Origin of the sequence: Acidocella sp. (assembly GCF_013044125.1) — a bacterium.
Lineage (GTDB): Bacteria > Pseudomonadota > Alphaproteobacteria > Acetobacterales > Acetobacteraceae > Acidocella.
Genome location: NZ_JABEVC010000134.1, coordinates 1 through 11,859 on the forward strand (window position 1 = coordinate 1; position 11,859 = coordinate 11,859).

General features: G+C 63.7%; 11 protein-coding genes, 1 tRNA gene and 1 pseudogene. 5 read left to right on the plus strand and 8 right to left on the minus strand.

All coding sequences use genetic code 11. The features are described from left to right. Positions 1-30 precede the first annotated feature (30 nt). Positions 31-255, plus strand: a pseudogene (locus HKL97_RS08550) (Fe-Mn family superoxide dismutase); the annotation flags it as partial. 157 nt (positions 256-412) lie between these two features. Beyond that, positions 413-1,471, plus strand: a complete 1,059-nt coding sequence (locus HKL97_RS08555; RefSeq protein ID WP_291424367.1) for a hypothetical protein — start codon at positions 413-415, stop codon at positions 1,469-1,471. Here HKL97_RS08555 and HKL97_RS08560 read toward each other — a convergent pair. After that, positions 1,468-1,902: a GNAT family N-acetyltransferase gene (locus HKL97_RS08560; RefSeq protein WP_291424369.1), complete on the minus strand. Its 435-nt coding sequence runs from the start codon at positions 1,900-1,902 to the stop codon at positions 1,468-1,470. The two genes, HKL97_RS08555 and HKL97_RS08560, sit on opposite strands and share 4 nt — an antisense overlap. A 17-nt stretch (positions 1,903-1,919) precedes the next feature. After that, positions 1,920-2,243, minus strand: a complete 324-nt coding sequence (locus tag HKL97_RS08565; protein ID WP_291424371.1) for a hypothetical protein — start codon at positions 2,241-2,243, stop codon at positions 1,920-1,922. A 101-nt stretch (positions 2,244-2,344) separates the two neighbouring features. Between HKL97_RS08565 and HKL97_RS08570 the strand changes: the two genes are divergently transcribed. Next, the gene (locus HKL97_RS08570) at positions 2,345-3,124 is read left to right on the plus strand and encodes a glycosyltransferase family A protein (RefSeq protein ID WP_291424384.1); all 780 of its coding nucleotides are present in this window, start codon (positions 2,345-2,347) and stop codon (positions 3,122-3,124) included. A gap of 9 nt (positions 3,125-3,133) precedes the next feature. On the opposite strand, the gene HKL97_RS08575 is transcribed toward HKL97_RS08570, so the two are convergent. From HKL97_RS08575 to HKL97_RS08590, 4 genes are read right to left on the minus strand one after another with little or no spacing between them, the layout of a single operon-like run. After that, on the minus strand, positions 3,134-5,770 hold the full coding sequence (locus tag HKL97_RS08575) for a valine--tRNA ligase (protein WP_291424386.1): 2,637 nt from the start codon (positions 5,768-5,770) through the stop codon (positions 3,134-3,136). Between the two features lie 24 nt (positions 5,771-5,794). Further along, positions 5,795-6,331 (minus strand): DUF2497 domain-containing protein, encoded by a 537-nt coding sequence (locus HKL97_RS08580; protein WP_291424373.1) that lies wholly within the window; start codon positions 6,329-6,331, stop codon positions 5,795-5,797. 11 nt (positions 6,332-6,342) lie between these two features. Beyond that, positions 6,343-7,836, minus strand: coding sequence for a TolC family outer membrane protein (locus HKL97_RS08585; RefSeq protein WP_291424375.1), 1,494 nt, complete (start codon positions 7,834-7,836; stop codon positions 6,343-6,345). A gap of 20 nt (positions 7,837-7,856) precedes the next feature. Continuing rightward, positions 7,857-8,513, minus strand: coding sequence for a protein-L-isoaspartate O-methyltransferase (locus HKL97_RS08590; protein WP_291424377.1), 657 nt, complete (start codon positions 8,511-8,513; stop codon positions 7,857-7,859). 136 nt (positions 8,514-8,649) lie between these two features. Between HKL97_RS08590 and HKL97_RS08595 the strand changes: the two genes are divergently transcribed. Together HKL97_RS08595 and HKL97_RS08600 are read left to right on the plus strand one after the other, a co-directional pair. Beyond that, positions 8,650-8,723, plus strand: a tRNA-Cys gene (locus HKL97_RS08595). A gap of 129 nt (positions 8,724-8,852) precedes the next feature. Further along, complete coding sequence (locus HKL97_RS08600) at positions 8,853-9,068, plus strand: Flp family type IVb pilin (RefSeq protein ID WP_291424379.1); 216 nt, start codon at positions 8,853-8,855, stop codon at positions 9,066-9,068. Positions 9,069-9,085: 17 nt separating this feature from the next. On the opposite strand, the gene HKL97_RS08605 is transcribed toward HKL97_RS08600, so the two are convergent. Then, positions 9,086-10,456, minus strand: a complete 1,371-nt coding sequence (locus tag HKL97_RS08605) for a tetratricopeptide repeat-containing glycosyltransferase family protein (protein ID WP_291424380.1) — start codon at positions 10,454-10,456, stop codon at positions 9,086-9,088. Then, positions 10,453-11,859 (minus strand): sulfotransferase (locus tag HKL97_RS08610; protein WP_291424382.1); only part of this gene is annotated, 1,407 nt, incomplete at its 5' end. The genes HKL97_RS08605 and HKL97_RS08610, both read right to left, overlap by 4 nt.

The window sequence follows — 11,859 nt, forward strand, 5'->3', positions numbered from 1 at the left end:
CCTTCTGGCTTCTTCCAGTTCTGTCCCTGATGGTCTTTTCTCTTGCTAGCCGCAGACGGCAAGCTGAAAATGGCCAAAACCCCCAACGGCGCCAACCCGCTCGCCACCGGCGAAGGCAAGGTGCTGCTGGCGCTCGACGTGTGGGAGCACAGCTACTACCTGGACTTCCGCAACCGCCGCCCGGACTACATCACCAACTGGCTGGACAAAATCGCCAACTACGAATTCGCCGAAGCAGCACTTCTGGCCGGTTGAAACAAAAGGGGCTTTTAAAGTGCGATCGTTTGAGGCTCGCTCGCCTGAGCGAGCCGAAAGCGTGAATCGCCGCCAGAAAAATGGCCAGAGCCTGATCGCATTTAAAGCGTTCAGGCTCTAAGCCCCCTTTTTTACAGCGCGAACACCCCGGAGCCCAATGGCCATCTACAACGACGAAGAGCTGGACGCCGCGGTTGCCGCCGGGGCGCTCAAACCCGAGGCCGCGGACGCCTTGCGCGCATTCGCCGGCCGGCACCGCGCCGCGCCTGATGAAGAACAGTTCCGCCTGCTCACCGGCTTCAATGATATTTTCATCTCCATCGCCATGGTGGTATTCCTCACCGGCGCCGGATGGCTGGCCGGGAGAAGCTCCTTTCTCTTCGGCGGCGCCGCCATAACGGGGTTTTCCTGGGGGCTGGCCGAATATTTCACCCGCCGCCGCCGCCTCTCGCTGCCCAGCATCGTGCTGGCATTCGGCTACGGCATGGGCTGCGCCATACTCTTCGCCGCCCTCATCGCCCATGCGCTGAAGCAGGCAGACATATTCGTGCTGACCAATCTGTGGAACGCGCAGTTTGATCTGTTCGCCGTCAGCGGCTTCATGACCCTGGCCTACCTCCTGCACTGGCGCCGCTTTCAGGTTCCCATCACCGCCGCGTTCATGGGCCTCACCGGGCTTGCCAGCCTGCTCGCCCTAACGCGCATGCTCATCCCCGGCCTGCAATACGGCCAGCCGGTGCTGCGCCTGCTGGGCGGGCTGGCACTTTTCGCGCTTGCCATGCGCTGGGACATGAGCGACCGCCAGCGCGCCACACGCCGCACGGACGTCGCCTTCTGGCTGCATCTGGCCGCAGCGCCGCTCATCGTCCACGCGCTGTTCCACCTGCTGGGCGTCTTCTCACCCGGCCAGAATGCTTACAGCCGCGCCGGCTTGGTGGCCGGGCTTTATCTGCTGATGACGCTGCTCGCCCTCATCATCGACCGCCGGGCCATCCTCACTGCGGCGCTGCTCTATGTGATGTACGCCATCAGCGCGCTCATCCGCACCGCCGGTTCACCCGAGGTGAGCTTCGCCGCCGCCGGTTTTGTCATCGGCGCGGCGTTGCTGCTGCTCTCGGCCTTCTGGAACCCGGCCCGCAAATTCACCGTCGGGCTGCTGCCGGCCAAACTGCAAGCCATTCTGCCCGCCACCCCGGAACGGCCAAAGCCCGCTTAAAGATACTTGCGGTACTGCACGAACCCAGGCTTCTCCGCCACCTGATCATACAGGATCATCGCCTGCTTATTGGTCTCATGCGTCATCCAATACACGCGCTTCGCCTTCGCCTGCCGGGCCTTCGCATACACCGCCTCGATCAACGCCCGGCCCACGCCCTTGCCGCGCGCCTGCGGCGCCGTGAACAAATCCTCAAGGTAGCACACATCCTCCACCTCCCATGTGTTGCGATGGAAAATATAGTGCACGAGGCCGAGCAGCTTGCCATCTTCCTCAGCCACCAGGGCGTTAACCGGCTCGGCGGAGTTGAAGAAACGGCTCCATAAAATCTCCGTGGCCGCAGCCGGAAGTTCCGTTTTGTAGAAGCGCAGATAACCCTGCCACAGCGGGTCCCATTGCGCGCGGTCAGCCGGTTGAATTTCACGAATCATCGTCTGATTTCCTTAATTTATCCGCGCACCGCCTCCGGCGCCTTCCTGAAGATACATTTACCGTTGAAATGCTCAACCTTCCCATCCCCGTAGGCCGCCGCGATCACCACGGCATCCAGCTCAAGCCGGCGCAGATGCTCAGCCATGAACAGGGTCGAGCCGCCCTTCCACACGCCGATTTCAACAACGACCTCCGGGCGGGCAACATCAATGGCGCGCGACAGATAAGGATGCTGGCTGTTCCAGCCCTGCGTATCCACCTGATACAGACTTTCCGGGAAATTGCTGAACGGATCGGCACCGGCATAAAGCCGGTCAATAATGTCCTGCCTGACCCGCATTCATGCCTCCGGGCGTTAAAATTGCGGAACCCCTCCGTAACCGTTACAATTGTTCCAACGCATCGGCAAGTCCACGCCCCACCCCACCGGAGAGCCCCGTGATGCAAGGTTTTTTACGCACCTACGGCGATCTTGGCCTGCAAAAAACCATGGATGCCGCCGTGGTCATTCCAACCCTGCTCCGCCCCGTGCTGCGCCAGGCGCTGGAAAGCATTTTCGCGCAGAATTTCCCCGGCACCATTCAGGTGCTGGTCGGCATCGATGTCATGGAGGGGGACCTCGCCGCGCTCGATGCCGCCTGCGCGGCCCGGCCTTCGCATTGCGTGGTGCAGGCGTTCTGGCCCGGTTATTCCACCTCGGTCCGCCATGGCGGCCTCACCCCGCCCAGCGACGGCGGATGCTTGCGCGCCGTGCTTACCTATCTGGCCAACTCGCCTTATGTTGCCTATCTCGATGACGACAACTGGTGGCACCCCGACCATCTGCGCCAGATGCGCGCCGCAACCGAGGAAGCGCAATGGGCCTTTGCGTTGCGCTGGTTTGTGCACGACCAGACCCGGCGGCCCATCTGTGTTGACACATGGGAATCCGTAGGCCCTGGCCAGGGCATGTTTCAGGAGCGTTTCGGCGGCTTTGTCGATCCCAACTGCCTCATGATCAACAAGCTCGCCTGCCCGCTGGCCGCGCCGCACTGGAACATGCCCCTCGCCGGAGACACCGGCTCGGCGGACCGCAGCGTCTTCGCCTTTCTGACGCGCCACCACCAGGTAAAGGGCACCGGAAAAGCCACGGTGTTTTACGAACTCAACGAAAAGGACGGGCTGCACCCCATGCGCGTGAAAATCATGGGATCAGCCTATGAGAACGCAGGCAAACCATAAGCCGGTTCGCTACGCAATCCGTTGCAGCGCCGCATCCAGCCGCGCCACCTCGGCGGCAAAACTCTCCTGGCGTTCCCTGTGTTCTTCCAAAATCGCTTCCGGCGCGCGGCTGACGAAATCGGCATTGGCGAGTTTTTGCTCCACCTTCTGCAACTCCGCCGCCGCCTTCGCGCGCGTCGCGGTCAGGCGGGCGCGTTCAGCGGCGAGGTCGATGATCCCGGCCAGCGGCAGCACGATGGTCGCCTCGCCCAGCACCGCCTGCGCCGCGCCATGCGGCACCTCCCCGGCAAGCGGACCGAACGCCGAAGCCCGCGCCATACGCGAAATCGCCTCGAACCATTCATCCCCCCGGGCAAGCGTTTCCGCCGCCGCATCCTGCAACAAAACCGGTGATTTGACCGAGGGCGGCACATTCATCTCGGAGCGCACGGTGCGCACCTGGGAGATAAGGTCCACCACCCATTGCACTTCGGCGCGCGCCGATTCTGGTTCATGCACGCCAACCGGCTCCGGCCAGGGCGCATTGATCAACGAATATTGCGGCCCGTAGCCGAAATGATCCCATAACTCTTCCGTCACGAAGGGGATCAGCGGGTGCATCAGCCGCAGCAAAACCCCCAGCACATAGGCGGCAACATCGCGAATCTCCGCCGCGTCATCTCCGGCGAAACCCGGCTTGGCGAATTCGATGAACCAGTCGCACACATCGCCCCAGGCGAAGCGGTAGCAGGCCTGCGCGTAGTCATTCGGGCGGAAGGCATCCAGCGCTTCGGTTGCGGATCGTACCGCCGCATTGGCTTTGACAAGAATCCACCGCGACAGCGGCAGCTTCGCATCCTCCGGGCGGAACCCCGGATTCGGCTTGACGCCGTTCATCTCCAAAAACCGCGCGGCGTTCCATATCTTGGTGATAAATCCGCGATTGTTTTCAACAATCTTGGCGCCGAGCTTCACATCGCGCCCCTGCCCGGCCGCCGCCGCCACCGAGTAGCGCAGCGCGTCCGTGCCGTAAGCCTCGATCAGGTTGAGCGGATCGATGACATTGCCCTTCGACTTGGACATTTTCTGTCCCTTCTCGTCACGCACCAGACCGTGGATATACACGGTGCGGAAGGGCACATCGCCCATGAAGTGCAGCCCCATCATGATCATCCGGGCCACCCAGAAGAAAATGATGTCAAAGCCCGTCACCAGCGTGTCGGTCGGGTAGTATTTCGCAAGCTCGGGCGTCTGTTCGGGCCAGCCGAGGGTTGAGAACGGCCACAGCGCCGAGGAGAACCATGTGTCCAGCACATCCTCATCCTGCGTCAGCACCACACCTTCGCCGGCCTGCGCCTGCGCTTGCGCCTCAGAGCGCGCGACATAAACCGCGCCATCCGGCCCGTACCACGCCGGTATGCGATGCCCCCACCACAGCTGGCGCGAGATGCACCAGGGCTGAATGTCGCGCATCCAGGCAAAAAACGTGTTCTCCCACTGCTGCGGCACGAATTTAATCGCACCACTTTCCACCGCCGCAATCGCCGGCTGCGCCAGCACACCGGCGTTGCAATACCATTGCGTGGTCAGCAGCGGCTCAATCGGCACGCCCGAACGGTCGCCATGCGGCACCGCATGCGGGTGGGGTTTTATCTCCGCCAGAACGTCCAGCCGCTCCAGCTCCGCCACAATCGCCTTGCGCGCGGCAAACCGCTCCATGCCTTCCAGCCCGCGCACGAATTCCGGCATCTCGCCCAGCTCGGCGAGCGTGATGCACCCCTGGCGGTCCAAAATAGAGGGCGTGGCCAGCCCGTGGCGCTTACCCACCTCAAAATCGTTGAAATCATGCGCCGGGGTGATCTTCACGGCACCCGTGCCCTTCTCAGGGTCAGCGTAGTCATCGGCGATAATCGGAATCCGCCGCCCGGTCAGCGGCAGGATCACATGCTTGCCGACCAGCCCGTAATAACGCGCGTTTTCGCCGTGCACCGCCACGGCGGTATCGCCCAGCATCGTCTCCGGCCGCGTCGTCGCCACCACAATCTCGCCGCCGCCCTCAACCGGGTAGCGAATATGCCACAGATGCCCCTTCACATCCCGGGTCTCAACCTCAAGGTCGGAGATCGCGGTCTGCAGCGCCGGGTCCCAGTTCACCAGGCGCTTGTCCTGATATATCAGCCCTTCCTCATGCAGGCGCACGAACACCTCGCGCACCGCGACCGAGAGCCCCTCATCCATGGTGAAACGCTCCCGCGCCCAGTCCGGCGAGGCGCCCAGGCGGCGCAGCTGCTGCGTAATCGCCCCGCCGGACTCTTCCTTCCATTGCCACACGCGCGAGAGAAACGTCTCGCGCCCCAGCGCCTTGCGGGTGGTCTTTTCCTTGTCCAACAGGCGCTCCACCACCATCTGCGTGGCGATGCCCGCATGGTCGGTGCCCGGCTGCCAGAGCACATCGCGCCCCTGCATGCGCCGGTAGCGCACGAGGATATCCTGCAAGGTCATGGTCAGCGCATGGCCCACATGCAGGCTGCCTGTCACATTCGGCGGCGGGATCATGATGCTGTAGGAAGCTGCTTTGCCGAGCGGCGCGGCCGCGAAGGCCCCGGATTGCTCCCAGCCGCGATAGAGCCGTGCCTCAGCCGGGGCCGGCTCGAAATGTTTATCCAACGTGGTCAAGAAAAATCCCCGGAATTATGCGCGGTCGATCACGCGTTTGATTTCTGCCCGCACAACCCGTTCAACCAGGCTCGGCAACTGTGTATCCAGCCAGGCCTTCAGCACCGGCTTGATCTCTTCGCGAACCAGATCCTCGATGGTGATGCCGCCCCGGCTCACCGCCACGGCCCGCTCAGTGCTTATACTATGGACCAGCGTGCCGATTGTGTTCGCGATGGAATTGGAGGCCTCATCGCCAACCAAGCCTTTGGGAATTTGCACATTGTCTTCCATCAAGTCTTCCTTTCCGGTTTCCTGGAGACGCGCGATGTTCGGGCCAGCCGCGGGGGGCTGGTAGATGTTGCGCTCCACCTCCCGCCCGGCCGGATGCTCCGCCGCAAGCATGGATGAATCGAGTTGCAGCACATCCTCATCCTGGTCTTCCTCCAGGGCGTTCTGGCTCTCTTCCTCTTCAAGGAGAATCCGGCGGATTGACGCCTGAATCTCTTCCATCGAAGGTTCAGCACCCCCGCCGGCCGCCGGATTATTAAAATCGCTCCCGCTTTCACTCATCGCGTCATCCTTCAAGGAGCAGACGAACCAGGAGGCTCATCTGCGATCACAGGTGCCGTGCCGGCGTTCAGCAAGCTGCCATCAGGCGCAATGCCCGCCCTTTGGTCGGCTGCCTCGCCGGTGCCAAAACCGGCATATTCCACGGATTTATAGTATTTAAGGTCATTATACTGATCTACGGGCAATCCAAGGTCCGTTGCTGTGAGACGGCCGATCGCCGCCGCCACAGTGTAGGAATTATTAACAAGCGTAGAGATATTCTGAACCTGTTGCACCTGAGAATTCAACAACAATTGTTGGGCATTCAGCACATCGAGTGTCGTGCGCGTGCCGACCAGGTCTTCGCGCTCGGTGCCATCGAGCGCGATGGCATTGGCCTTGATCTCGGCATTCGTGCTCATAATGGCATCGCGCGAGGCCACCAGCCCCTCCCAGGCCTGCGTCGCCTGCGCATAGGCGGTCCGCTGCGCATCCAAAATCCCGGCATAGGCCTGCTGTTCCTTGGCCCGCGCCTGCCGGATGCCGGAATATTCCGCCCCACCCTGATACAACGGCACGGTGAGTTGCCCCAGAACCGCCCCCCCGGTGAGGCGCGTATTCGGCCCAGCCGCTCCCTGCTGGCTATAAGCCGAAGCCTGCACCGAGAGCTGCGGCAGCAGCGCGGAAAAGGCCACGTCCACCGCATCTTTGCTGGCGGCGTCATTGAATTCGGCGGCAATTACATTCGGATTGTTGGCCAGCGCGGCCTTCGCCGCCTGCTCCTTGGAGGAAACCGGCAGCGCCAGCGGCTGCGGCGGCACCAGCGTTTGCGCCGGGTAGTCGCCCACCAGTTTGCGGAAATTCTCCTTGGCAATCTGCAGATTGCCATCCGCGATCTCAACCTGCGCCTTGGCTGCGGCAAGTGCTGCCTGCGCCTGCGCCACCGAGGTCAGCGTAATCTCGCCAACATTAAACTGCTCAACCGTCGCCTTCAGCTGCTGCTCCAGAACACGCTGGTCGCTCCGGTCCAGCGCCAGCACCTGGCGGTCAGTAATGACCGTGACATAAGCACTAACCACGTTGAGAAACACCGTCTGCTCGGTTGCGAGCAGCTGCGCGCGCGCGGCGTAAACGCTGTTCTTAGCCTGGCGGGTTGAATCAATGACTTTGCCGCCGGAATAGATCGACTGCGTCACCTGCACCTGGCCGACCAGCTGGTTGCGATTCTGTGTGATTTTATAGCTGCCGGACGCAGGGTTTGATTGACTATACGGCAACACCTCCGTCCCCGTCAGCCGCCCCGCCGTGGCGCCAACCGTCACCGTCGGCCGCCACCCGGCCAGCGCCGCCGGCACTTGCTCGTCCGTGGCGCGCAAGGCCGCGCGCTGCGCTTGCAAGGTCGCGTTATTGTCATAGGCTTCGCTCAGCGCCTGGGTGAGCGTTCCGGGCCCCTGGGCCCATACCGCGCGCGGCAGCAGAGCCATGCCGGCGCTCATCGCAAGGCCGGCCAGAAGCATGGATCGCATCGAACTAAATCCGTCCATGTTCAGAGGCTGAAAGCCGGGGCGCGACGGAATGCCGGCAGCACGCGCGCGGTGCAATCAAACGCCCGCACCGCGACGAATTCCCGGCCCACCGCCTCGGCGCTAACCGCCCGGCCAAGCCCGGCTGGCTCATCACCATCCGCCACAATGGCCACAACCCGTCCGCCGGGCGCCAACTGAGCCACAAAATTCTCTGGAATCGCGGGCACCGCACCTTCAATCACAATCACGTCATACGGGCCGCCAGCCGGGTATCCGGCCGCCAGCGGGCCGCACGCCGCCTCCACCTGCGGCGCATATTGCGCCAGCGCGCCGGTTTGCAGCCGCGTCTCCTCCTCCAGCGCCACCACCCGCGCACCGGCCGAAGCCAGCAGCGCCGCCAGATAGCCGCTGCCCGCCCCCACCACCAGAACCTCCGCCGGGTTGCGCGCCAGCGCCAGCTGCGCCAGCCGCGCGGCCAGCAGCGGCGACATCAAAAACCGCCCGCCGCCAAGCTCTATGTCCGTGTCGGCATAGGCCAGCGCCCCGGCGGGCGCAAAAGCCTCGCGCGGCAACACCCGCATGGCGTCGATCACCCTCTGGTCACTGACCTGATTCGGCCTGACCTGACCATCCACCATATGATTGCGGGCAATATCCTGGGGGGCGGGCTGCGTCATGTTAACCTTCTCTCTCAACAGATTACATTGCCTATATAGCGGCCCCAGGGGGCATAACTCAACCACGGCGGCAGATTAGACGCGCCATGGCTTGACCGCAGGGGGCTGGCCGGGGATATACAGCGCAACGCCCCATGGTCCGGTGGCAGAGTGGTGATGTAGCGGACTGCAAATCCGCGTATGCCGGTTCGATTCCGGCCCGGACCTCCATGGCGCGAACATCACCTTACGAACAACGCCTTACGAACAACGCCTTGCAAACATCACCTTTGCGTGTTGTGTCCCTCGGCTTTGCCTCCGAGAGTTGTGGACCGCCGGATTATTCATTAATTAATCTTTATGAAATTTCCGTCATTCCATGCCGACCGCCGTGGCGTAACCTCGATTGAATACGCGATCATCGCCTCGCTGATCGCAGTGGTCATCATCTCTTCCGTCCGTTTGCTGGGCCACGGTGTCAACGGCACGTTCAGCGCCGTTGGCACCGTATTCGCCACGCCATCCACGCAACCCACGCAACCCACGCCATCCACGCAGCCGACGCCACCCACCTAAAGCTGACATCTCGGAGGCTAGATCGACTCCGAAACCCGCTCGATCACACCGCGCCAGTCATACGCCCGCTCCTGCCGGAACAGCCGGACCGAAGGATACCAGGGCGTATCCTCCCGCCCCAGCAGCCACCGCCAATCCGGCGCATGGGGCAGCACCAGCGCCGTGGGCACCCCGATGGCCCCCGCGATATGCGCCACCGAGGTGTCAATCGTCACCAGCCGCTCCACATGCTGCAAAATCGCCATGGTGTCGGCAAAATCCACAATCTCCGGGCCGAGATTCAGCAGCGGCGCATGGCCGTAATACCCTCCCGCCTGGGCAATCTGCTCGCCCTTCTGCACGGTGAGAATCGCCAGATCATCACGCGCGAACAGCGGTGCGAACTGCTCCAGCCGCATCGTCCGCTTGCGGTCGTTCTTATGTGTCGGCCGTCCGGCCCAAACCAGCGCGACGCGCCGCTTGCCCCTGGGCGCCAGCCGGTCCAGCCGCGCCCCCCAGCTTTGCACCAATGCCGGATCGGGCGCGAGATACCCCGCCGGGGGCACGTTCTCAGTGGTGATCCCCGCCAGGCGCGGCAGGCCCGAGAGCGGGATATACGCCTCATAATCGCCGGTATCCTCCCAACGGGTGACAATTTTCCCAATTGCCGGAATCTGCCGCAAAATCGCCGTCAACTCGCCTGAACACGCCAGCACCGGCTGCGGACACAACAACGCGGCCCAGGGGATCAACCGGCCGAACTGGATGCAGTCGCCAAACCCCTGGTCGCCGACGATCAGCAGTTTCCCCGGCGCCAGCGGCCGGCCATCCCATTGCGGCTTGTCTGTCTTGGGCAGCATACCCTCGGCCTGCTTGAGCTTGAAGCGCCATTCATAGCTCTCCCAGCCTTCCTTCATACGTCCACCCAGCAGCAGCGCCTCGGCCTTCTCAAAATGCGCCTCGGCAAAAAGCGGATCAAGCGAGATCGCCTGATCCGCAACCCGCACCGCCTCATCGAGCTCCAGCCGTTCATAATGAATCAGCGCAAGGTTGAAATAGGCCCGCGCGTCCTGCGGCGCGAGCTCAACCGCCCGCCTGCCCGCGCGCAACGCATCATCCAGCCGCCCGGCGCCGCGATACACCTCGCACATATTGCGTGGGTAAAGTGCCGCCTCGGGCGCCAACGCCTCGGATTTTTCCATCCGCTCAAGCGCCTGCGCGACCCGCCCGTTGCGATACGCGATAATCCCCGCCAGATGCAGAATATGCGGATGCTCAGGCATGGCGGCCAGCATGCGGTTGGCCAGATCATCGGCCTCCGCCAGCTTGTTGGCCTGTTCCAACGCCGAGAGCCTGGCCAGCGCCTCGGCCAGCGGCACAACCTGCTTGCCGGGTTGCGCGCCGCTCACGGCCCAGCCTCCGCATAGCCGAGTTCGGCAATCCAGGGGTCCAAAATCCCCCGCACCTCGGCGAACAGCGCCGGCATATGGCTCTGATACGCCAAGTGGCGATACACCCCGCGCGTATGCACCGGCTCGCGCCCCGAAAAATGCGCCGGAACCGGGCTGGGCGGCATGGCGCCGTTCGCTCGCAACACCGCCTCGGGCGGCACGCCGGCCGGGTCCGCACCCGCAAATTCCACCACACGGCGCAGGGTGGCGGCGGTGCCATTCACCAAATCCTCATAGCGCACCGGCAAATAGCGCAACGCCAACTGGCCGCGAAAATGCCGGATCAGCGACATCACCAGCGCATAGTGGCGCGCCAGCGCCGGCATTGAAACCCCGCAATTGCCCTCAAGCCGGCGGTCCTGGCCAAGGTTGGAGAGCATGACATCGAGCGGATGGCGCAATACATGAATAACCAGCGCCTCCGGGAACAACAGCTTGATCAACCCGAGCTGCCAATGGTTGGAGGCTGAACGGTCGGTGACGAATTGCACCCCCGGCCGCGCCAGCCCCAGCCGCTCCCGCGCGTCCTCGTAGCGCTCGCGCAGCCGCTGCGGCAGCGCCCAGCCATCGCCCACCAGCGACTGATCCAGTGCCTGCGGATAGCCACGCACCGCGCCCGCCAGCGCCGGGATCATCTCATTCAACTCCGCCACCGGGAAAAACTCATCCCCCGCCGCGAACCCCGGAACCTGGCCGAGCAGCTGTTCCAAGAGGCTGCTGCCCGAGCGCGCGAAGCCCAGCAGAAACACCGGCTGGCGGGCTGGCGCCGCCGCCGCGCGGGGCAGCGGCTGCAACCGCTCGGCGGTGAAATACGCCTTGCAGGCCGCCGCTTTGGCCGCGAATTCCTCCGCTTGATATTGCTGGCCATGCCGCTCGCGCTGCAGCCGTTTCGCGGTTGAATAATGCTGCACCGCCTCCACCGGGTGGCCAAGCCGCGCCAGAGCCTGGCCACGCGTGCAAAGCTCCGCCGCCATCAGGGTCTCCGGCGCATCGCAAAGCCGCGCCAGCACCGCCTCGGCATTTCCCAGGGCCAGATCCGCCATCGCCCGCAACAGCCGCAGCGCCCTGTCATCGGGCCAGCGGCCAAGCCCCTCATCCAGCAGGCGCAGCGCCTTCTCCCGGTTGCCGCGCGCGAATTCCACCTGCGCATAACCGCCCTGGCCGCGCCGGTTGTCCGGCCGCAGCGCCAGCGCGTACTCGTAAATCGCCGCGGCTTCGTCCAGCCGCCCCTGTAGCTTCAAATTCCACGCCAGATTCGCCAGCACCACCCCGTCATTTCGCCCCAGCGCATCCAGGGCCCGGCGATAATGCCCCTCACCGGCCTGCAGCGCGCCGGTCTCGGTCAGCACCACACCCAGCAC